The organism is Streptomyces sp. NBC_01478 (assembly GCF_036227225.1).
Classification (GTDB): Bacteria; Actinomycetota; Actinomycetes; order Streptomycetales; family Streptomycetaceae; genus Streptomyces.
Genome location: NZ_CP109444.1, coordinates 8,035,762 through 8,055,761, shown reverse-complemented (window position 1 = coordinate 8,055,761; position 20,000 = coordinate 8,035,762). Strand labels below are relative to the sequence as shown.

The following is a 20,000-nucleotide window of genomic DNA, read 5'->3' as shown; positions in this document are numbered from 1 at the left end:
GTCCTCCACAATCTCGTTGCTCTCCCACAGGGAGCTACGCAGAACCGGAGGAGCCCGTTCACCGATGCCCGACACCGAACCGAACGTCCGCCTGACCGACCGTCTGACCCACCCCCGCTACCCGCGCAGCAACACCTACGACGCCCGCTGGACCATCGAGAACCAGATGGGCCCGCACGCGCTGTGGCTGCTGGAATGGCTGGCACCCGCCCTCGGCCTCGACACCCTGCGCCCCGGCGCGCGCGTGCTCGACCTGGGCTGCGGGCGCGCCATGACCTCCGTCTTCCTCGCCAAGGAGTACGACCTCCAGGTCACCGCCGCCGACCTGTGGGTGAAGCCCGACGAGAACGCCGTACGGATCGCCGAGGCGGGCGTCGCGGACCGCGTGCTGCCCATGCATGTGGAGGCGCACGACCTGCCCTTCGCGGAGGGCACGTTCGACGCGATCGTGTCGATCGACGCCTACCAGTACTTCGGCACCGCCGACCTGTATCTGCCCACGCTGACACGGTTGTTGAAGCCCGGGGGCCGGATCGGCGTCGTCATGCCCGCGCTCCGGGAGGAGTTGGCGGGCGACGAAGCGCCGGAGCATCTGAAGTCCTTCTGGGACCCCGGTTTCTGGGCCTTCCACTCCCCCGCCTGGTGGCGCCGCCACTGGACGCGCGGCGGGACCGTGGAGGTCGAGGCCGCCGACTGGCTGCCCGACGGCTGGAAGGACTGGCTGCTGTGGAGCGAGGTGTGCGCCGAGGAGAGTCCCTACGAGTGGATGGCGCGGATGGCCCGTGAGTCGGTGGAACTGGTGAAGGCCGACCAGGGGCAACTCCTCGGCTTCGCCCGGGTCGTGGGCCGCCGGGTGGTGTAACGGGAAAACGGGAACGGCCCCGGAGACCGTGTCTCCGGGGCCGTTCGCCGGGGCGTACCGGCTCAGCCTTCGCTGACGCCCAGTTGCTCCAGGATGAGCTCCTTGACGCGGGCCGCGTCGGCCTGGCCGCGGGTGGCCTTCATGACCGCGCCGACCAGGGCGCCGGCCGCCGCGACCTTGCCGCCGCGGATCTTGTCGGCGATGCCCGGGTTGCCGGCGATGGCCTCCTGGACGGCGGTGGTGAGGGCGCCGTCGTCGGAGACGACCTTCAGACCGCGCTTCTCGACGACCTCGTCCGGGGTGCCCTCGCCGGCGAGGACGCCTTCGATGACCTGGCGGGCCAACTTGTCGTTCAGGTCACCGGAGTTGACCAGCGCGGTGACGCGGGCGACCTGCTCCGGCGTGATGGGCAGCTCGTCGAGCGCCTTGCCGGACTCGTTGGCGCTGCGCGCCAGTTCACCCATCCACCACTTGCGCGCGGAGGCCGCGTCGGCACCGGCGTCGATCGTCGCGACGATCGAGTCGATGGCACCGGCGTTGAGGATCGACTGCATGTCGAACGCGGTGATCCCCCACTCCTCGCTCAGCCGGTTGCGGCGGGCCAGCGGCTGCTCGGGCAGCTCGGCGCGGATCTCCTCGACCCACTCGCGCGAGGGGGCCACCGGAACGAGGTCCGGCTCGGGGAAGTACCGGTAGTCCTCCGCCTCCTCCTTCACGCGGCCCGAGGTCGTCGACCCGGTGTCCTCGTGGAAGTGGCGGGTCTCCTGGATGATCGTGCCGCCGGAGTTCAGCACCGCGGCGTGGCGCTGGATCTCGTAGCGGGCGGCACGCTCCACGGAGCGCAGCGAGTTGACGTTCTTCGTCTCGCTGCGGGTGCCGAACTTCTCGCGGCCGTGCGGACGCAGCGACAGGTTCACGTCGCAGCGCATCTGCCCCTGCTCCATGCGGGCCTCGGAGACACCGAGCGCCCGGATCAGCTCGCGCAGCTCGGCGACGTACGCCTTCGCGACCTCGGGAGCGCGCTCCCCCGCACCCTCGATCGGCTTGGTGACGATCTCGATGAGCGGGATGCCGGCGCGGTTGTAGTCGAGCAGCGAGTGCGAGGCGCCGTGGATACGGCCCGTCGCGCCGCCGACGTGCAGCGACTTGCCGGTGTCCTCCTCCATGTGGGCGCGCTCGATCTGCACCCGGAAGGTCTCGCCGTCCTCCAACTGGACGTCCAGATAGCCGTTGAAGGCGATCGGCTCGTCGTACTGGGAGGTCTGGAAGTTCTTCGGCATGTCCGGATAGAAGTAGTTCTTCCGGGCGAAGCGGCACCACTCGGCGATCTCGCAGTTCAGCGCGAGGCCGATCTTGATCGCGGACTCGACGCCGATCGCGTTGACGACCGGGAGCGCGCCGGGCATGCCGAGGCAGGTCGGGCAGGTCTGCGAGTTCGGTTCGGCGCCCAGTTCGGTCGAACAGCCGCAGAACATCTTGGTCTTGGTGCCGAGTTCGACATGGACCTCAAGGCCCATGACGGGGTCGTACGACGCGAGAGCGTCCTCGTACGACTCCAGGTCGGTCGTGGTGGTCACGGTGAACTTTCCCTCTCAGCCCAGCAGGACGTCGTCGTCGCCCAGCCGCTTCAGCTCGCGGTACAGGATGGCGAAGCCGGTGACGAGCGCGACGGCGGACACCGTGGCGTCGATCAGACGGAGCGTGTCGTGCTCGGTGCGCGCCTTCTTGATCTGCTTGGCGACACCCAGCGCGCCGAACGCGGTGGTGGCCATCGACACGTACGTGCCGGACTTGGACTTCTTGAAGCCCTTGGCCTTCGACAGTGCATTGCTCACAGCGACGGTGCCTCCTCAAGCAGCGGGTGGCCCCACTTTTCCACGAAGGCGGCCTCTACGGCGGCGCCGACCTTGTAAAGCCGGTCGTCCTTCAGCGCCGGGGCGATGATCTGCAGCCCGACCGGGAGGCCGTCCTCGGGCGCGAGGCCGCAGGGCAGCGACATGGCCGAGTTGCCCGCCAGGTTGGTCGGGATGGTGCACAGGTCCGCGAGGTACATCGCCATCGGGTCGTCGGCACGCTCGCCGATCGGGAAGGCGGTGGTCGGCGTCGTCGGCGACACGATCACGTCGACGCTCTCGAACGACTTCTCGAAGTCGCGGGTGATGAGCGTACGGACCTTCTGGGCGCTGCCGTAGTACGCGTCGTAGTAGCCGGAGCTCAGCGCGTACGTCCCGAGCATGATGCGGCGCTTCACCTCGGGGCCGAAGCCCGCCTCACGGGTGATCGAGGTGACCTCTTCGGCCGAGTGGGTGCCGTCGTCGCCGGTACGGAGGCCGTAGCGCAGGCCGTCGAAGCGGGCGAGGTTGGAGGAGCACTCGGAGGGCGCGATGAGGTAGTACGCCGACAGGGCGAGGTCGAAGGACGGGCAGTCCAACTCGACGATCTCGGCGCCCAGTTCCTTCAGTACGGCCACGGCCTCGTCGAAGCGCTGGATGACGCCGGCCTGGTAGCCCTCGCCGCGGAACTGCTTGACGACGCCGACGCGCATGCCCTGCACGCTGCCGTTGCGGGCGGCCTCGACGACCGGCGGGACCGGGGCGTCGATGGACGTCGAGTCGAGCGGGTCGTGTCCGGCGATGACCTCGTGCAGCAGCGCCGCGTCCAGGACCGTACGGGCGCACGGGCCGCCCTGGTCCAGGGAGCTGGAGAAGGCGACCATGCCGTAGCGGGAGACCGCGCCGTACGTCGGCTTGACGCCGACCGTGCCGGTGACGGCGGCCGGCTGGCGGATCGAGCCGCCGGTGTCGGTGCCGATCGCGAGCGGCGCCTGGAAGGAGGCGAGCGCGGCGGAGGAACCGCCACCGGAGCCGCCGGGGATCTTGGTCAGATCCCAGGGGTTGCCGGTCGGCCCGTACGCGCTGTTCTCGGTGGAGGACCCCATGGCGAACTCGTCCATGTTGGTCTTGCCGAGGATGACCACGTCGGCGGCCTTCAGCCGCTTGGTGACCGTCGCGTCGTACGGCGGGATCCAGCCCTCGAGGATCTTGGAACCGACCGTGGTCGGGATGCCCTCGGTGGTGAAGATGTCCTTGAGCGCGAGCGGGACGCCGGCGAGCGGGCCGAGCTGCTCGCCCCTGGCCCGCTTCGCGTCGACGGCGCGGGCCTGCGCGAGGGCGCCCTCGCGGTCGACGTGCAGGAAGGCGTGCACCTTCGCGTCGACCTCCTCGATACGGGCGAGGTGGGCCTCGGTGACCTCGACGGCCGTGAGGACGCCGGACGCGATGTTCGCGGCGGTCTCGGCGGCGGTGAGCCGGATGATGCTGCTGTGGTCCGTCATGGTGATTAGTCCTCCCCCAGGATCTGCGGCACCTTGAAACGCTGCTGCTCCTGGGCCGGGGCGCCGGAGAGCGCCTGCTCGGGGGTGAGCGAGGGACGGACCTCGTCCGCACGCATGACGTTCGTCAGCGGCAGCGGGTGGGAGGTCGGCGGTACGTCTTGGTCGGCGACCTCGCTGACGCGGGCGACCGCGCCGATGATGTCGTCGAGCTGTCCCGCGAAGTGTTCGAGCTCTTCGGGCTTCAGCTCCAGACGCGCCAGCCGGGCGAGGTGGGCGACCTCCTCGCGCGTGATGCCAGGCATGCAGCGTTCCTCTGGGGTGAGTGTGTGTGGTTTGGCGCCAATCCTATGGGGCGGGGGCCCTCAGCCGTTAAACGGTTTCGCCGGGACCCCGGTCCGGGGCGCCGCGTCAGACGAGGAACAGCAGGGCGGCGGTGATCAGTACGACGACCGCCGTGGCGAAGTGGATCCCGTAGGCCACGGCCTTCGTCCCGCCGTTGCGCAGCACGATCAGGGTGTCGCCGAGCGGTATGACAGCCACGCAGAGCATGAACCAGGCCTCGGCACGGGCCCCGGCGAAGGCCAGCAGAGCCAGGCCGATCAGACCGAGTGTGCCGTCCCTGGAGCCCTTGATCGTGAGGTAGGCGCGGGCGTCGCCGGCCGGGTCGGCCGGCACGCCGTAGCCGATGGCGGCGGGGCCGGGCTGGAACAGGAACCGGTAGCCGAGGAACAGGCAGAACAGGTCCAGCAGGATCGCCAGGGTGTACGCGGTGATGGTCACGTCACTTCTCCTCGTCTTCGCCGCATCTCGTTTTCTAGCAGCGCTAGGAACAAGAGCGAAGCTAGCAGAGCGTCGACAGGAACGCTAGCGATGCTAGAATTCCGGGCATGACGATTCAGACGCGCCGGGAGCGCGAACGGGCGGAGCGCGAGCGGCTGATCGTCTCGGCCGCGCGGGAACTGGCCGAGACGGAGGGCTGGGACGCGGTGACGACACGGCGCCTGGCGGCCGAGATCGAGTACAGCCAGCCCGTGCTCTACAGCCACTTCAAGGACAAGGGCGCCATCATGGCGGCGGTCGCGGTGGAAGGCTGCGCGGAGATCGCGTCCGAGATGCGCACGGCGCGGCTGGCGGCGAAGGACACGCGGGGGGCGCTGACCGCGGTGGGCGAGACGTACACGTCGTTCGGCCGCCGCCGCCCCGCCCTCTACGACGCGATGTTCACCCACATGGTGGACCTGCCGTTCGCGACCCCGGAGGCCCCGGCGCCCTTGCAGGAGGCGTTCGGCGAGATCTTCCAGGCCGTCGAGCCCATCGCGGCCGAGGGCGACGACCCGGCCCTGCTGACGGAGACGTACTGGGCGGGCCTGCACGGCTTGGTGACACTGATGCGCAGCGGCCGCCTACCGGAGGGGGCACACGAGGAGCGCTTGGCGCTACTGATCAGCCACTTCACAACAGGGGGCACTTCCTAGGGGCGCGGGACTGCATCAATGTGCGGCTCCGCCGCGTGGGCGCGCCCGGCCACAACGAACCGGCAGCCGAAAACTCACCCGATCCGCCCCGGATCATCGGCCGCAGCCGCAGGCAGGGCCGCCCGAGGCCGCTGCCACCCCCGAGACCCCCGAGCCAGCAACCAGGCAGTCATGTCCTCGGGCGGCATGGCGGCAGCGACCAACCACCCCTGCACGGCATCACACCCCAGGTCCCGCAACCGCTCCCACGTCTCGTCGTCCTCGACCCCCTCGGCGACGACAAGCAACCCCAGAGAATGCGCGAGATCAACCGTGCACCGCACGATCTCCGCATCCTCCGTGTCCACCGCCAGCCGAGCCACGAACGACCGGTCGATCTTCAACTCGCTGACCGGCAACCGCCGTAGGTGCACCAGGGACGAGTACCCGGTCCCGAAGTCGTCGAGCGACATCTTCACGCCGTGCCCGGTCAGCCCGTTGAGGGTGTCGGCGGCGCGCTGGGGGTCCTCCAGGAGGACGTGTTCCGTTATCTCCAGTTGGAGCGAGCCCGGCGGAACACCGTGCCGGGCCAGGCGCGCGGCCACGGACCCCGCGAATCCGGGGGTGTGCACATCGCGCGGGGAGACGTTCACCGCGACCGGTACGAACAGCCCCTGGGCCCGCCACCTGGCGACCTGGGCGAGCGCGGTGTCGAGCACGTACTCGGTGAGATGGGGCATCAGCCCGGACGACTCGGCGATCGCTATGAACTCGTCCGGCGGCACCTTCCCGCGCTCCGGGTGCACCCACCGCACCAGCGCCTCAAGCCCGGCCACCTGACCGTCGAAGCGCACCTTGGGCTGGTAGTGCAACTGCACCTCGTGCGCGTCGAGCGCCCGGCGCAGATCCCCCAACAGACCCAGCCGGTCAGGGGTGTTGGAGTCCCGCTTGGACTCGTAGACCTCCACGCCCGTACGGTCCCGCTTCGCCTGGTACATCGCCACGTCCGCCCGGCGCAGCAGCCCCTCGGCGTCGAGCGCGTGGTCGGGGAAGACGGCGACGCCCGCACTGGCCTCCAGGACGAGGGTGAGCCCGTCGAGGTCGAGCGGGGAGCTGAGCGCGGCGACCAGGTTGCGGGCGACCCGGGTCGCGGACGTGGTGGAATCGGCGACGGGCAGCAGGACGGCGAACTCGTCACCGCCGAGCCGCGCGGCCTCCGCCCCGCGCGGCAGCGCCACCCGCAGCCGGTCGGCTATCTGCAACAGCAGCCGGTCACCGGCCAGATGGCCCAGGGTGTCGTTGACCGATCGAAAACGGTCGAGGTCGATCAGCATGAGGGCGGCCTTGGCGCCGATGCGCTCGGCGTCGTCCAGCGCGGTCCAGATGCGCTCCAGGAGCCACTGCCGGTTGGGCAGCCCGGTCAGCGGGTCGCGCAACTGTTCCTCGGCCCGGGCCCGAGCCATCCACAAGGTGGAGTCGAGGGCGATCAGCGGGATCGAGAACAGCGGCAGCAGGACCGGCTGGGCCACGGCGACCACGCAGATCAGCGGGGCGATGCCGAGCAGGGCGACCGCGACCAGGCCCTGTCTGAGCAGGGCGGTGCGGGCGACGGTGGGCAGTCCGCCGTGGCGCGGGGCGTGCAGGTACCAGAGCAGAGTGCGGGTCACGGCGAGATAGGCGACGGCGACCAGGACCACTTCGGGCGCGGTGTAGACCGTCCAGGTGTCGGGGTTCCAGGGCTTCTCGACGGACGGCACCCGGCCGAACGCGCCCAGCACGAGTGCTCCGGCGGCGATGCCGAGGATGTCCACCGCGCCGTGCAGCACGCCCTGGCGCCAGCGGTTGCGCCTGGCTATGCCGACCAGGACGACGACGGTGAGGCTGACCATGCCGGCGGCGACCCAGCCGTAGAGCAGCAGGACGCCGAGGGTGAGGGCGGCGCCCGAGCCGGTGCCGCCCCACCAGCGGGCGCGGCCGAGGGCGACCAGGTGGCCGACGATGATGCCGGTGAGGACGGCCAGCGACCAGCCGACCGTGCCGGACGGGAAGAGCGCGTGGTCGCCGGTGAACGCGCGGAAGAATCCGGCGCCGAGGACGAACGCGGCCGCGACCACGACCGCCGTGGGCAGGGCGGGCCAGGTCAGATGGCGCTCGCCGTCGCCGCCGTGCAGCCCTGAGCCCGGGTTGGTGGAGAGTGGTACGGAGTGCCGGGCGTCCGGTGTGGAGTACTGTCCGGTGGCGCGCGGCTGGGCGCCCGGGCGCTCCACGGGGCGCGCTCCCCAACGGCTCCTCCGCCAGGCGCCGGTGAGCCGGCGCAGCGGAGAGTCCGGGGGGGCGCTCTCGGTCGGTTCCATTCCCGTCCCTCTCACAGCCGGCGGTGCCCACGCCACGCGGTCCGATGCCCGACTTCCGTCAACGGAACCGCGTTTGGAAAACCCCTCCCCCTGCTCACCAAGAGCAGGGGGCTGCCCCAACCGCAGCCGGGCACGGCAGGTGCACACCTCAACAGTAGGCCGCAGAAGGCTTCCACGGGCAGCGGTCGTAGACGGTTGCCCGAATGCGACCCGGCCACCCGTATGCATCTGGTATGCGCCGATCGGGTGGCCTTCAACCGCTGCTCCTCGCTACTCCTCGACCGGAAGCGCGACTTCGGCGGCCGCCTCCGGCCCCTGCTCCAACAGGACGGTGAAGCCGTCCTCGTTCAGAACAGGCACCTTGACCTGCATCGCCTTGTCGTACTTCGAACCAGGATTGTCACCTACGACGACGAAAGACGTCTTCTTCGAAACAGAACCGGTCACTTTCGCTCCGCGGCTCTGCAGGGCGTCCTTCGCCCCGTCCCTGGTGAAGTGCTCGAGTGTGCCGGTCACGACGACGGTCAGCCCCTCCAGCGGGCGCGGGCCCTCGTCCTCGGCGGAACCCTCCTCCTCCATGCGGACCCCGGCGGCCCGCCACTTGCGGAGGATCTCCTGGTGCCAGTCCTCGGCGAACCACTCCTTGAGCGAGGCGGCGATGATCTCGCCGACACCGTCGGTGTCCGCCAGCTCCTTCTCGGTGGCCTGCTCGATCCGCTCGATCGAACGGAACCCGCGGGCCAGCGCCTCGGCCGCAACTGGGCCGACATGACGGATCGACAGACCCGTGAGGACACGGGCGAGCGGGCTGTCCTTGGCCGCCGCGATGGTCTCCAGCATCGCGAGCGCGTTCTTCTTCGGCTCGCCCTGCTGGTTGGCGAAGACCGTGGCGATCTTCTCCTCGCCGGTCTTCGGGTCGCGCTTGGGCAGCCCGCTGTTCTGGTCGAGGACGTACGCCTTGATGGGCAGCAACTGCTCGATGGTGAGGTCGAACAGGTCGCCCTCGTCCTTCAGCGGCGGGTCCGCCGGCTCCAGCGGCTTGGTGAGAGCGGCGGCCGAGACATAGCCGAAGTGGTCGATGTCCAGCGCCTTGCGGCCCGCGAGGTAGAAGAGCCGCTCCCTCAACTGGGCAGGGCAGGCACGGGCGTTCGGGCAGCGGAGGTCGATGTCGCCCTCCTTCATCGGCCGCAGCGGCGTCCCGCACTCGGGGCACTCGGCCGGCATCACGAACTCCCGCTCGCTGCCGTCACGCAGGTCGGCGACCGGGCCGAGGATCTCCGGGATGACGTCACCGGCCTTGCGCAGCACCACCGTGTCACCGATGAGGACGCCCTTGGCCTTGACGACCTCCTGGTTGTGCAGCGTCGCGAACTCGACCTCCGAGCCGGCCACCGTCACCGGCTCGACCTGGGCGTACGGCGTGACCCGGCCCGTACGGCCCACGCCCACCCGGATGTTGACGAGTTTGGTGTTGACCTCCTCGGGCGCGTACTTCCACGCGATCGCCCAGCGCGGGGCGCGGGAGGTGGAGCCGAGCCGTCCCTGGAGCGGGATCTCGTCGAGCTTGACCACCACGCCGTCGATCTCGTGCGCGACGGAGTGGCGGTTCTCGCCGTAGTACCGGATGAACTCCCGTACGCCGTCGAGGTCGTCGACCACCCTGTTGTGCGGGGAGGTGGGCAGGCCCCAGGTCTTCAGCAGGGTGTACGCCTCGAAGAGGCGGGTGAGGGGGTCGAAGCCCTCCAGGGCGCCGATGCCGTGCACGACCATGTGGAGAGGGCGGCCGGCGGTGACGCGGGGGTCCTTCTGGCGCAGTGAACCCGCCGCCGCGTTACGGGGGTTGGCGAAGGGCTTGTCGCCTGCCTCGACCAGCCGGGCGTTGAGCTCCTCGAACTTCTCCATCGGGAAGTAGACCTCGCCGCGGATCTCCACGAGGTCGGGCACGCGCTCGCCGGTCAGCCGGTCCGGGATGTCCGCGATCGTGCGGACGTTGGGCGTGATGTCCTCGCCCGTACGACCGTCGCCGCGGGTCGCCGCGCGCGTGAGGCGGCCGTGCTCATACGTCAGGTTGACGGCGAGGCCGTCGACCTTCAGCTCGCACAGGAAGTGGTAGTCCGAGGTGCCGACGTCCTTGTGGACGCGCTCGGCCCAGGCCGCCAGCTCCAGGTCGTCGAACGCGTTGTCCAGGGAGAGCATGCGGGAGCGGTGGACGACGGACGTGAACTCCGTCTCGTACGCCCCCGCGACCTTCTGGGTCGGGGAGTCGGGCGTGCGCAGCTCGGGATACTCCTCCTCCAACGCCTCCAGGGCGCGCAGGAGTTGGTCGAAATCCGCGTCGCTGACGACCGGCGCGTCGTTCACGTAGTACCGGAAGCGGTGCTCCTCGATCTGCTCAGCGAGCTGCGCGTGCTTCTCCCGTGCCTCTGCGGGCACCGCCGTCTCCGCTTGCCTGTCGCCGGCCACCGTGTTGTCCTTCCGTCACTCAGGGTTGTCCGCGAGGGATCTCGCCGCCCGGACGCAGTAGGCGAGAGCTCGGCGTGCGTACTCGGGAGAAGCCCCCGCGAGTCCGCACGACGGGGTGATCGTGACCGCCTCCGCGAGAAGTCCCGGTCGCAGCCCCAGCCTGCGCCACAGCGTCCTGACACCCATGACGCTACCGGCAGGGTCTGACAATGCGGTGTCCGTGCCCGGCACGACACCGGCGAACAGCCGGGTGCCGGCCTCGACCGCCTCGCCGATCACGTCGTCGTCACGCTCGGTGAGGAGCGAGAAGTCGAAGGAGACCCCGGCCGCGCCCGCCCGGCGCAGCAGGGCGAACGGCACGTCCGGTGCGCAGGAGTGGACGACGACCGGGCCGTTCTCGTGCACCCCGACGACCTGGCGGAGCGTGTCCTCGACGAGTTGACGGTCGACGGCGCGGTGGGTGCGGTAGCCGCTGGCGGACCTGACCTGTCCGCGCAGGACGGCGATGAGGGACGGTTCGTCGAGCTGCAGCACGATCTGGGCGCCGGGGACACGGCGTTGAACGTCGGCGAGGTGATTGCGCAGCCCCTCGGCGAGCGAGCCGGCGAGGTCGCGGCAGGCGCCGGGGTCGGAGAGCACGGACTCGCCGTTCCTCAACTCCAGGCCGGCGGCGAGGGTCCAGGGGCCCACGGCCTGCACCTTGAGCGGCCCCTCGTACCCCTGGGTGAACTCCTCGAACGCGTCGAGGTCCTCCCCCAGCCAGGCCCAGGCCCGCTTCGTGTCCCGACCCGGCCGGTCCCCGATCCGCCAACCGCTGGGCTCCACACGCGCGTACACCTCGACGAGCAGCCCGGCGGTCCGCCCGATCATGTCCGCGCCGGGTCCCCGGGCCGGCAGCTCGGGCAGGAACGGGAAGTCCTCGAAGGCCCCGGTCGCGGTCTTCGCGGCCTCCCGGGCGTCGGTGCCGGGCAGGGATCCGATGCCGGTGGCCGCGCCGAAGCTGAACTGGCTGTTGTTGCTCACCCCGGAAGCCTAAGCCGCCGACAGTGGGGCGGATTCCGGGGTGACGTCGGTTTGATTGCGCCGATCTGGACTTCAGCGCATCCGGATCCCGAGCCGCTCCAAGAACCCGACCAGTTGCTCCGGATCCGCCACCTCCAGGTTGTTCCGGAATCGGCCGCGCTCCCAGGAGACGTCCGTCTCGCCGTGCACGCTGCCGCTCCCGATGAACTCGCCCTCGGCGTCGAGCAGGGCGATGGTCATGCTGCCGTGGCAACGGCAGATGTCGTCCGCGAACGTGCCGGTCGTGGTGAGAGTGCGCAGCTCCGCGAGCTCCTCGGGGTCGAACACCTCACCAATGAGCCCGCGTTTGGCGAGCGGTCCGCCGTCGTCGCCGCCCGCGAGGACGACCGCGGCCTCCGTACGCCCCCAGACCTCGTCGAGCCAGTCCCGGACCTCCGCGCCGTTCGCCCTGTTCCTGCGCTCCGGCCCGGTCACCGTCCCGGCCGTACCGTCAGATCGTTGACCTCCGCGTCCGCAGGCAGGTCGATCGCCATCAGGATCGTCGTCGCGACGGACTCGGGGTCGATCCACTGCGAGGGGTCGTACGGCTTGCCCTCCTGCTGGTGGACCTTGGCCTGCATGGGGCTGGCGGTGCGGCCGGGGTAGACCGAGGTGACCCGGACGCCGTTGCCGTGTTCCTCGTGGCGCAGGGAGTCGGCCAGGGCCCTCAGGCCGTGCTTGGAGGCGGCGTACGCGGACCAGTCGGCGCTCGCGCGCAGGCCCGCACCGGAGTTGACGAAGACGACGTGGCCGCCGGCCACCCGGAGTTGGGGCAGGAAGTGCCGGGTGAGTTCGGCGGGGGCGATCAGGTTGACGTTGAGCTGGTGGCGCCAGGTCTTGGGGGTCAGGTCGCCCACCGGGCCGAGGTCGACCACTCCGGCGATGTGCAGGAGGCTGTCCACCCGGTCGGGCAGGCTCTGGTGGGAGAACGCCCAGCTCAGCTTGTCGGGGTCCGCGAGGTCGCCCACCAGGGTGCGTGCCCCGGGATACTCCGCCGCCAGTTCCTTCGCGCGGCCCGCGTCGCGCGCGTGGAGCACGAGTTCGTCCCCGCGCGCGTGCAGCTTGCGGGCGACGGCCGCGCCGATGCCGGAACCGGCCCCGGTGATCACATGTGTAGGCATGCCCGCCATGCTCGCATCAGCGGGTACCGAAGCCCGCGGCGGTAGCCGCTTATGTCACAGCTTCGAGGTAGGCCAGCGCCCCGACCGGCTCCTCCGCGAAGAACACCAGGTCGGTGAGCGGGACGGGCAGGAACCCCTCGTCCTCCATGCGCCGGAACTGGGTCTTCAGACCGTCGTAGAAGCCCGCGGTGTTCAGCAGCACCACCGGCTTGTCGGTGTGGCCGTGCTTCTTGAGCTCCAGGATCTCCGTCGCCTCGTCCAGCGTTCCGGTACCGCCCACCATGACGACCACGGCGTCGGCCTTCTCCAGAAGCAGCCTCTTGCGTTCGGCGAGGTCGCCCGCGATCACCATCTCGTCGGCGCCCGGCCGTGCCGACGCCGCCAGGAAGGTCACCGAGACGCCCACCAGCCGTCCGCCGGCGGCCTGTACGCCGTCCGCGACCACCTTCATCAGCCCGACGTCCGAACCGCCCCACACGAGCGTGTGCCCGCCCTTGCCGAGCAGTTCGGCGAACTCCCGCGCGGGGCGGGTGTAGCGCTCGTCCAGATCGGCGGCGGAGAGAAAGACACAGATCCTCATGTCGTCACCGTACGCGGGAAGAACCAGGGGCCCGCGAGTGCTTTTCCGGTATGGCTGACGGACACACGATCACGATCGAGCAGGGCGACCGGCACGTACGCGTCGTCCACGGCGACCAGGTGCTGGCGGAGAGCGACCGCCCCCTCGTCCTGAAGGAGACCGGCTCCCCGGTGCGCTACTACATCCCCCCGGAGGATGTGCGCCTCGACCTCCTGACCCCCTCCGAGACCCACACCCACTGCCCCTTCAAGGGCGACGCGTCCTACTGGTCCCTCCCGGACGCGGCCGACCTGGTGTGGGCGTACCCCGACCCCAAGCCCGACGTGGCGCAGATCAAGGACCACCTCTGCTTCTACGAAGTAGAGGTGCTGTGAGCGACGACTGACCGCTTCCTTCACGGCGCGACGGGCGACGCGCGACGGCCTGGTCTCAGGCCATCGCCGTCGCCGCGCGCGTGGTCGTCGCGATCGTCGCCGACCCCACCACGCGCGTGTCGTCGTACAGCACGATCGCCTGGCCGGGGGCCACGCCCCGTACCGGCTCGCTGAACGTCACCTCCAGGGTGCCGTCGACGAGTTCGGCGGTGACCTCGGTCTCGCCGCCGTGGGCGCGGAGCTGGGCGGTGTAGGTGCCGGGGCCGGTGGGGGCCGTGCCGCACCAGCGGGGCTTGACTGCGGTGAGGCCGCTGACGTCGAGGGAGGCGGCCGGGCCCACCGTCACCGTGTTGTCGACCGGGGAGATGTCCAGGACGTAGCGCGGCTTGCCGTCGGCGGCCGGGGTGCCGATGCGCAGGCCCTTGCGCTGGCCGATGGTGAAGCCGTACGCGCCCTCGTGCGAGCCGATGACGGAGCCGGACTCGTCGACGATGTCGCCCTCGGCCTTGCCGAGGCGGTTCGCGAGGAAGCCCTGGGTGTCGCCGTCGGCGATGAAGCAGATGTCGTGCGAGTCGGGCTTCTTGGCGACCGCGAGGCCGCGGCGCTCGGCCTCCGCGCGGATCTCGTCCTTCGTCGTCACGGTGTCGCCTAGCGGGAAGAGGGCGTGCGCGAGCTGCCGCTCGTCCAGGACGCCGAGGACGTAGGACTGGTCCTTGGCCATGTCGGAGGCGCGGTGCAGTTCGCGGGTGCCGTCCTCGTTCACGATCACCTGGGCGTAGTGGCCGGTGCAGACCGCGTCGAAGCCGAGGGCGAGGGCCTTGTCGAGGAGCGCGGCGAACTTGATCTTCTCGTTGCAGCGCAGGCAGGGGTTCGGGGTGCGGCCGGCCTCGTACTCGGCGACGAAGTCCTCGACGACGTCCTCACGGAAGCGGTCGGCGAGGTCCCAGACGTAGAACGGGATGCCGATGACGTCGGCGGCGCGGCGGGCGTCCCGTGAGTCCTCGATCGTGCAACAGCCACGCGCGCCCGTGCGGAACGATTGCGGGTTCGCGGAGAGTGCGAGGTGGACGCCGGTCACGTCGTGGCCGGCTTCCGCGGCTCGGGCGGCGGCGACGGCGGAGTCCACTCCGCCGGACATGGCGGCGAGTACGCGAAGGGGGCGGGGGCGCGGCGAGGTCTCAGTCATAACCCTTCCAGGGTACGGGGCGTCGGGAACCGGGGCCCGCGAGTATCCGTTGACGATCACATGGGGGAGACACAGAGCGATCAGGACGACCGGACAGCCAAGCCACCGGGCGGCGCGGAGAAGTCACCGGGCGGCAGGGACAAGCCGCCGGGCGGCACCGGCCGGCATCCCGGGCGGCGCGCGCTGCTCATCGGCGGCGCCGCGGCCGCCGTGGGGACGGGCGTGCTGGCCCGGGACGAGTTGGCGCGGTTGTGGTGGCGGCTGCCGGGGGTGGAGAAGCCGCGGACTCCGGGGGCGGTCGACTTCCGGGAGGCGACGTGGGTGGCGGCGTCCTCGGCGAACTACCGGCGGGCGGACCGGCCGGACGACTACGCGATAGACATGGTGGTCGTCCATGTCACCCAGGGCGGCTACGAGAGTGCGGTGAAGGCCTTCCAGGACCCCGCGCACCAGGCGGCCGCGCACTACATCGTCCGTAAGGGCGGGGCGGTCACGCAGATGATCCGCGAGCTGGACGTGGCCTTCCACGCGGGCAACCGGTCGTACAACGAACGAAGTGTCGGCATCGAGCACGAGGGCTTCGTGGAGCGGGCGTCCTCGTTCACCGACGCGATGTACACGTCCTCCGCGCGACTGACGGCGGAGATATGCCGGCGGTACGGAATCCCCGTCGACCGGAAGCACGTCATCGGGCACGTCGAGGTGCCGGGGACCGATCACACGGACCCCGGGCGGTACTGGGACTGGGACCGGTACATGACACTCGTAAGGCGGGCACACCGGACGCAAGTGTGACTCGCGTCACATGGGGGTTTGGCTATGAGTCGTTTCAGTTACGACGGTGTCCGATGCGTCCCCCGCTCCGGATGTGACCTGGTGCACCTCAACTCGACATCTCCCCAAGGGGAGTTGAGGAGCGATCATGCACGCATACCTTTCATAGCTTGCCCTGCTGGCTACTAAGTGTCACCCAGTCTTTACACAGGCCTTAGGTCAAATCTCTGGCGCCATGACACACACCAGCGAGCCCGCGTCCGGCCAGAACAACGACGCAAAGGGCAACCACCGCAAATCCGCCGCCGAGAAGCGCGAGCACGGCAAGGACATCGCGGCCCGTGGCAAGGGTCTGCACCGGCGCAAGTTCCTCGGCGGGATGGCCGGGACCGGCATCGCGGCGGTCGCGGCGGCCGGCGGGGCCTTCTCCCTGCTGAACGGCGCGGCGAAGAGCAAGGCGTCCGCGGCGGACGCCACCCTCACCGTCCCCGACCTCCTTGAGGGCACCACCACCGACGGCGTCACCACGTACACGCTGGAGGCCAAGACCGGCTCCGCCGAGGTGATCTCGGGCGTCACCAGCACCACGATGGGCTACAACCAGGACTTCCTGGGCCCGACCCTGAAGTGGACCAACGGCGACGTGGTCCTTCTCAACATCACCAACAACATCGGCGAGGACACCACCGTCCACTTCCACGGCGCCCACGTGCCCGCGAAGATGGACGGCGGCCCCCAGGTCGCCTTCGCGGACGGCACGACCTGGTCGCCCACGTTCACGGTCAAGGACCCGGCCACCACGCTCTGGTACCACCCGCACGCCCTGGGCACCACCGCCAAGCAGGCCGTGCACGGCCTGGCCGGGATGATCATCGTCGAGGACTCCACGGACGCGTCCGCCGCGCTGCCCAGCGACTACGGCGTCGACGACATCCCGCTCATCTTCCAGTCCCTCGCCGTGGACACCGACGGAGACATCAAGTACGACGCGGCCGGCTACCGGCTGAGCACCACCACTTTCCCGCTCCTGCTCAACGGAACCAACGTGGACTCCACCACGCTCGGTTTCACCGCCACCAAGACCCGCACCCGGTTCCGCGCGCTCAACGCCTCACCGTCCGACATCATCGTGATCCAGCGCAGCGACGGCGGCACCCTCACCCAGATCAGCACCGACCAGGGCTACCTGACCGAGGCCACCGAGGTGACCACGATCCGCCTGGTGGCCGGCGCCCGTGCCGAGTTCACGATGGACCTCACCGCGGACGCCACCCTGCAGGCCGTGATCACCACCGGCTGGATCCGCGGCGGCAGCGGCACGTACGACGTCCTCGCGGTGACGGCCAGCGGCACCGACACCCCGGACGACCTGCCCAGCACCCTCAACACCATCGACCGGTACGACACGACCGACTTCACCGCGCGGACGATCACCCTGGGCCAGAACGGCGCCACCATGCTGATCAACGGGTCGGCGGGCACGACGATGGCCGCGATGGCGATGATCAGTACGACGGTCGGCTCGAAGGAGATCTGGACGATCCAGAACTCCACCCAACTGGAACACTCGTTCCACCTGCACGACGTGCCGTACCAGTTGATCTCCATCAACGGCGAGGATCCCACCGGGGTCCAGCTCGGCTGGTACGACACCTACGAGGTGGTCGGCGGCGGCTCGATCAAGATCGCCATGGAGTTCACCGACTTCTCCGACGACACCTACATGTACATGCTCCACTGCCACCTGTTGCAGCACGAGGACGAGGGCATGATGGCCTCCCTCATGGTGACGGAGAGCTAGCCGGACCGCTGGTGAGCGGTCCTCAGGTCAGCCCGGCGGCGCGCGCACGTTCCACCGCCGGGCCGATCGCCTTCGCCACGGCCTCCACATCCGCTTCCGTGGAGGTGTGGCCGAGGGAGAAGCGCAGGGTGCCGCGGGCGAGGTCCGGATCGGTTCCGGTGGCGAGCAGGACATGGCTGGGCTGGGCGACGCCCGCGGTGCAGGCCGAGCCGGTGGAGCACTCGATGCCCTGCGCGTCCAGCAGGAGCAGCAGGGAGTCGCCCTCGCAGCCGGGGAACGTGAAGTGGGCGTTGGCCGGGAGCCGGTCCACCGGGTCCCCGCCGAGGATCCCGTCCGGGACCGCCGTGCGGACGGCCGTGACGAGGTCGTCGCGCAGGGCGCCGATCTCGCGGGCGAACCACTCGCGCTGTTCGGCGGCGAGGCGGCCGGCGACCGCGAAGGAGGCGATCGCGGGGACGTCGAGGGTGCCGGAGCGGACATGGCGTTCCTGGCCGCCGCCGTGCAGGACGGGTACGGGGGTGTACTCGCGGCCCAGCAGCAGGGCGCCGATGCCGTACGGGCCGCCGATCTTGTGGCCGGAGACGGTCATCGCGGCGAGCCCGGAGGCGGCGAAGTCGACCGGGACCTGCCCGAAGGCCTGCACCGCGTCGGCGTGCAGCGGGATGCCGAACTCCCCCGCCACATCGGCGAGTTCACGGACCGGCAGAACGGTCCCGATCTCGTTGTTGGCCCACATCACGGTGACCAGGGCGACGTCGTCGGGGTTGCGGGCGATCGCCTCGCGCAGCACCTCGGGGTGGACCCGGCCGTAGGAGTCGACCGGGAGGTACTCGACGGTGGCGCCCTCGTGTTCGCCCAGCCAGTGCACGGCGTCCAGGACGGCGTGGTGCTCGACGGGGCTGGCGAGGACCCGGGTGCGGGCCGGGTCGGCGTCGCGGCGGGACCAGTACAGGCCCTTCACCGCGAGGTTGTCGGCCTCGGTGCCGCCGGAGGTGAACACGACCTCGCTGGGGCGGGCGCCGAGCGCCTCGGCGAGGGTCTCCCGGGACTCTTCGACCGTACGGCGGGCCTTGCGGCCGGACGCGTGGAGGGAGGAGGCGTTGCCCGTGATGCTCAGGTGGGCCGTCATCGCCTCGACTGCCTCGGGAAGCATCGGGGTGGTCGCGGCGTGGTCGAGGTATGCCATGGTGACGCCGATTCTACGGTCCCCGGTGGGCACCCCGGAGGGGCGGGGACGCCTGCGAGATCCGGCGCGCTTCCTAGAAGCTCCAGGAGACGGTGCTGTCCAGTTGCATGAAGGCGACGAGGACCAGCAGATCGGCGATCCCGAGCCCGAGGCCGAGGAGGGCACGGCCGCGGCGGGCGGTGCCGCGCCACAGCGCCGCGCCGGCCAGGGCGATGGCGATCGGGCCGAGGAAGACATTGAGCACGAGCAGCCCGACGAGGCCGAGGATGAAGGACGCGACGGCCATGCCGTCGGCGTCACGCCGGCCGGTGGGCTTGACGTCGGTGGTGGTGCTGCTTGCCGGTGCGGTGAGTTGCATGGTGGTTCAGCTCCCGATGATCGGGCGGGCGGTGGGACGGGCGGTCGACGGACGGCCGCGGACGGTCAGTTGGCGGTCGTACGGCTGCGGCGGCCGTGCCGCTCGCGGAGCGCGAAGATGCCCAGCCATACGGCGATGACGGTGGCGGCGACGGCGGTGAAGGCGAGCGGCGCGTGGGCCACGGTGCCCACCACGACGCCGAACAGCAGGAGCGCTGCGACGAGGAACAGCATGGGATGAATCCCCCTCCGAGACGGCCGGGACGGCTCTCGTTACGTTTCGGTGAACGGTTGTAGTAACACTTGTTCACTGAACTTGAGTCTAGCGCGTCCGACGACTTTCCAATTACGGAGAACAGTTGTTAACTGGATGACATGAGTCACACCCTCGGCATCCGGCAGGCACAGAAGCAGAAGACCCGACAGGCGTTGCTGGACGCCGCGTTGGGGCTGCTGGAGGAGCAGAGCCTGAGCAGTCTGGGGCTGCGCGAGGTCACCCGCGCCGTGGGCGTCGCCCCGACTGCCTTCTACCGGCACTTCCGGTCCACGGAGGACCTCGGGGTCGCACTCGTCGAGGAGGCGCTGGGCAGTCTGCATCCGATGATCCGGCAGACGGTGGCCCCGGCCGACAGCGGCCAACGCATCACGCGCGCGGTCGAGTTGATCGCCCACCACGTGGACACCTACCCGGCCCACGTCCGCTTCATCGCCCGCGAGCGGCACGGCGGGGTGCAGCCGGTACGGCAGGCCATCCGGGAGCAGCTCGCCCGGTTCGCCGAGGAGGTGAAGGCCGAACTCGCCAAGGACCCGGAGTCCGGCGGCTGGAACGACGAGGACCTGCTGATGCTCGCCCACCTCTATGTCGACCAGATGCTCATCACGGCCTCGCTCTTCATGGAGGCCATGGAGGCCACGGAGACCACGGAGTTCTCCGGCGAGGAGCGCGAGCGCGTCACCCGACTCGCCACGCGCCAGATGCGGTTGATCAGCGTCGGCAGGCGGCACTGGCTCGGCTGACGCCACACCGGAGACGGGCATACGACAGGGGCGGCACGCCCGATGCACGGGCCGTGCCGCCCCTGTCGTGCGGGA

21 protein-coding genes are annotated in these 20,000 nt (G+C 70.2%); 6 read left to right on the top strand and 15 right to left on the bottom strand.

The genetic code is table 11. The annotated features are described in order from the left end of the window. Positions 1 to 64: 64 nt before the first annotated feature. Positions 65 to 862: an SAM-dependent methyltransferase gene (locus OG223_RS36555; protein ID WP_329258066.1), complete on the top strand. Its 798-nt coding sequence runs from the start codon at positions 65 to 67 to the stop codon at positions 860 to 862. A 62-nt stretch (positions 863 to 924) separates the two neighbouring features. Here OG223_RS36555 and gatB read toward each other — a convergent pair whose 3' ends face one another. The 5 genes from gatB to OG223_RS36530 form a co-directional block, all read right to left on the bottom strand. Further along, on the bottom strand, positions 925 to 2,439 hold the full coding sequence (gatB, locus tag OG223_RS36550) for an Asp-tRNA(Asn)/Glu-tRNA(Gln) amidotransferase subunit GatB (RefSeq protein ID WP_329258063.1): 1,515 nt from the start codon (positions 2,437 to 2,439) through the stop codon (positions 925 to 927). Positions 2,440 to 2,454: 15 nt separating this feature from the next. Next, positions 2,455 to 2,697 (bottom strand): hypothetical protein, encoded by a 243-nt coding sequence (locus tag OG223_RS36545; RefSeq protein ID WP_019058562.1) that lies wholly within the window; start codon positions 2,695 to 2,697, stop codon positions 2,455 to 2,457. After that, positions 2,694 to 4,196, bottom strand: a complete 1,503-nt coding sequence (gene gatA / locus OG223_RS36540) for an Asp-tRNA(Asn)/Glu-tRNA(Gln) amidotransferase subunit GatA (RefSeq protein ID WP_329258059.1) — start codon at positions 4,194 to 4,196, stop codon at positions 2,694 to 2,696. The genes OG223_RS36545 and gatA overlap by 4 nt, the downstream gene beginning before the upstream one ends. 5 nt (positions 4,197 to 4,201) lie before the next feature. Continuing rightward, positions 4,202 to 4,498: an Asp-tRNA(Asn)/Glu-tRNA(Gln) amidotransferase subunit GatC gene (gene gatC / locus OG223_RS36535; protein WP_007384860.1), complete on the bottom strand. Its 297-nt coding sequence runs from the start codon at positions 4,496 to 4,498 to the stop codon at positions 4,202 to 4,204. Positions 4,499 to 4,604: 106 nt separating this feature from the next. Continuing rightward, positions 4,605 to 4,976, bottom strand: coding sequence for a DUF4267 domain-containing protein (locus OG223_RS36530; RefSeq protein ID WP_329258056.1), 372 nt, complete (start codon positions 4,974 to 4,976; stop codon positions 4,605 to 4,607). Between the two features lie 107 nt (positions 4,977 to 5,083). On the opposite strand from OG223_RS36530, the gene OG223_RS36525 reads away from it, so the two are divergent. Further along, positions 5,084 to 5,671, top strand: a complete 588-nt coding sequence (locus tag OG223_RS36525; RefSeq protein WP_329258053.1) for a TetR/AcrR family transcriptional regulator — start codon at positions 5,084 to 5,086, stop codon at positions 5,669 to 5,671. 74 nt (positions 5,672 to 5,745) lie between these two features. Here OG223_RS36525 and OG223_RS36520 read toward each other — a convergent pair whose 3' ends face one another. The 6 genes from OG223_RS36520 to OG223_RS36495 form a co-directional block, all read right to left on the bottom strand. Then, entirely contained in the window at positions 5,746 to 8,004 is a 2,259-nt protein-coding gene (locus OG223_RS36520; protein ID WP_329258050.1) for a putative bifunctional diguanylate cyclase/phosphodiesterase, read from the bottom strand. 270 nt (positions 8,005 to 8,274) lie between these two features. After that, the gene (ligA, locus tag OG223_RS36515; RefSeq protein WP_329258047.1) at positions 8,275 to 10,467 is read right to left on the bottom strand and encodes an NAD-dependent DNA ligase LigA; all 2,193 of its coding nucleotides are present in this window, start codon (positions 10,465 to 10,467) and stop codon (positions 8,275 to 8,277) included. 15 nt (positions 10,468 to 10,482) lie between these two features. Continuing rightward, the gene (locus OG223_RS36510; RefSeq protein WP_329258045.1) at positions 10,483 to 11,490 is read right to left on the bottom strand and encodes a methionine synthase; all 1,008 of its coding nucleotides are present in this window, start codon (positions 11,488 to 11,490) and stop codon (positions 10,483 to 10,485) included. A gap of 72 nt (positions 11,491 to 11,562) precedes the next feature. Then, entirely contained in the window at positions 11,563 to 11,964 is a 402-nt protein-coding gene (locus OG223_RS36505; protein ID WP_329258042.1) for a hypothetical protein, read from the bottom strand. Next, complete coding sequence (locus tag OG223_RS36500) at positions 11,961 to 12,659, bottom strand: SDR family oxidoreductase (protein WP_329258040.1); 699 nt, start codon at positions 12,657 to 12,659, stop codon at positions 11,961 to 11,963. The genes OG223_RS36505 and OG223_RS36500 overlap by 4 nt, the downstream gene beginning before the upstream one ends. A gap of 40 nt (positions 12,660 to 12,699) precedes the next feature. Further along, entirely contained in the window at positions 12,700 to 13,230 is a 531-nt protein-coding gene (locus OG223_RS36495) for a TIGR00730 family Rossman fold protein (protein WP_329258038.1), read from the bottom strand. A 50-nt stretch (positions 13,231 to 13,280) separates the two neighbouring features. Here OG223_RS36495 and OG223_RS36490 point away from each other — a divergent pair, with 50 nt between their 5' ends. Next, positions 13,281 to 13,604: a DUF427 domain-containing protein gene (locus OG223_RS36490; RefSeq protein WP_329258034.1), complete on the top strand. Its 324-nt coding sequence runs from the start codon at positions 13,281 to 13,283 to the stop codon at positions 13,602 to 13,604. A gap of 55 nt (positions 13,605 to 13,659) precedes the next feature. Here the strand turns inward: OG223_RS36490 and mnmA are convergent, their stop codons facing one another. Next, the gene (gene mnmA / locus OG223_RS36485) at positions 13,660 to 14,790 is read right to left on the bottom strand and encodes a tRNA 2-thiouridine(34) synthase MnmA (protein WP_329258031.1); all 1,131 of its coding nucleotides are present in this window, start codon (positions 14,788 to 14,790) and stop codon (positions 13,660 to 13,662) included. Between the two features lie 60 nt (positions 14,791 to 14,850). Here mnmA and OG223_RS36480 point away from each other — a divergent pair, with 60 nt between their 5' ends. Next, a complete protein-coding gene (locus OG223_RS36480) occupies positions 14,851 to 15,585 on the top strand; it encodes an N-acetylmuramoyl-L-alanine amidase (protein WP_329258028.1) in 735 nt (244 codons plus the stop codon). Between the two features lie 214 nt (positions 15,586 to 15,799). Continuing rightward, positions 15,800 to 17,365 (top strand): multicopper oxidase family protein, encoded by a 1,566-nt coding sequence (locus OG223_RS36475; RefSeq protein ID WP_329258025.1) that lies wholly within the window; start codon positions 15,800 to 15,802, stop codon positions 17,363 to 17,365. 22 nt (positions 17,366 to 17,387) lie between these two features. On the opposite strand, the gene OG223_RS36470 is transcribed toward OG223_RS36475, so the two are convergent. The 3 genes from OG223_RS36470 to OG223_RS36460 all read right to left on the bottom strand — a co-directional run bounded on the left by OG223_RS36470 (position 17,388) and on the right by OG223_RS36460 (position 19,142). Continuing rightward, complete coding sequence (locus OG223_RS36470) at positions 17,388 to 18,551, bottom strand: cysteine desulfurase family protein (RefSeq protein WP_329258023.1); 1,164 nt, start codon at positions 18,549 to 18,551, stop codon at positions 17,388 to 17,390. Positions 18,552 to 18,624: 73 nt separating this feature from the next. Continuing rightward, positions 18,625 to 18,909 (bottom strand): DUF4190 domain-containing protein, encoded by a 285-nt coding sequence (locus OG223_RS36465; protein ID WP_329258020.1) that lies wholly within the window; start codon positions 18,907 to 18,909, stop codon positions 18,625 to 18,627. A gap of 65 nt (positions 18,910 to 18,974) precedes the next feature. Then, complete coding sequence (locus OG223_RS36460; RefSeq protein ID WP_329258017.1) at positions 18,975 to 19,142, bottom strand: hypothetical protein; 168 nt, start codon at positions 19,140 to 19,142, stop codon at positions 18,975 to 18,977. Positions 19,143 to 19,283: 141 nt separating this feature from the next. Here OG223_RS36460 and OG223_RS36455 point away from each other — a divergent pair, with 141 nt between their 5' ends. Continuing rightward, complete coding sequence (locus OG223_RS36455) at positions 19,284 to 19,925, top strand: TetR family transcriptional regulator (RefSeq protein WP_329258014.1); 642 nt, start codon at positions 19,284 to 19,286, stop codon at positions 19,923 to 19,925. The last annotated feature ends 75 nt before the right edge of the window (positions 19,926 to 20,000 follow it).

Coding starts and splice junctions, on each gene's coding strand:
- OG223_RS36555 (WP_329258066.1), top strand. CDS start 65: ATGCCCGACACCGAACCGAACGTCCGCCTGACCGACCGTCTGACCCAC.
- gatA (WP_329258059.1), bottom strand. CDS start 4,196: ATGACGGACCACAGCAGCATCATCCGGCTCACCGCCGCCGAGACCGCC.
- gatC (WP_007384860.1), bottom strand. CDS start 4,498: ATGCCTGGCATCACGCGCGAGGAGGTCGCCCACCTCGCCCGGCTGGCG.
- OG223_RS36525 (WP_329258053.1), top strand. CDS start 5,084: ATGACGATTCAGACGCGCCGGGAGCGCGAACGGGCGGAGCGCGAGCGG.
- OG223_RS36520 (WP_329258050.1), bottom strand. CDS start 8,004: ATGGAACCGACCGAGAGCGCCCCCCCGGACTCTCCGCTGCGCCGGCTC.
- OG223_RS36500 (WP_329258040.1), bottom strand. CDS start 12,659: ATGGCGGGCATGCCTACACATGTGATCACCGGGGCCGGTTCCGGCATC.
- OG223_RS36495 (WP_329258038.1), bottom strand. CDS start 13,230: ATGAGGATCTGTGTCTTTCTCTCCGCCGCCGATCTGGACGAGCGCTAC.
- OG223_RS36490 (WP_329258034.1), top strand. CDS start 13,281: ATGGCTGACGGACACACGATCACGATCGAGCAGGGCGACCGGCACGTA.
- mnmA (WP_329258031.1), bottom strand. CDS start 14,790: ATGACTGAGACCTCGCCGCGCCCCCGCCCCCTTCGCGTACTCGCCGCC.
- OG223_RS36480 (WP_329258028.1), top strand. CDS start 14,851: ATGGGGGAGACACAGAGCGATCAGGACGACCGGACAGCCAAGCCACCG.
- OG223_RS36475 (WP_329258025.1), top strand. CDS start 15,800: ATGACACACACCAGCGAGCCCGCGTCCGGCCAGAACAACGACGCAAAG.
- OG223_RS36470 (WP_329258023.1), bottom strand. CDS start 18,551: ATGGCATACCTCGACCACGCCGCGACCACCCCGATGCTTCCCGAGGCA.
- OG223_RS36465 (WP_329258020.1), bottom strand. CDS start 18,909: ATGCAACTCACCGCACCGGCAAGCAGCACCACCACCGACGTCAAGCCC.
- OG223_RS36460 (WP_329258017.1), bottom strand. CDS start 19,142: ATGCTGTTCCTCGTCGCAGCGCTCCTGCTGTTCGGCGTCGTGGTGGGC.
- OG223_RS36455 (WP_329258014.1), top strand. CDS start 19,284: ATGAGTCACACCCTCGGCATCCGGCAGGCACAGAAGCAGAAGACCCGA.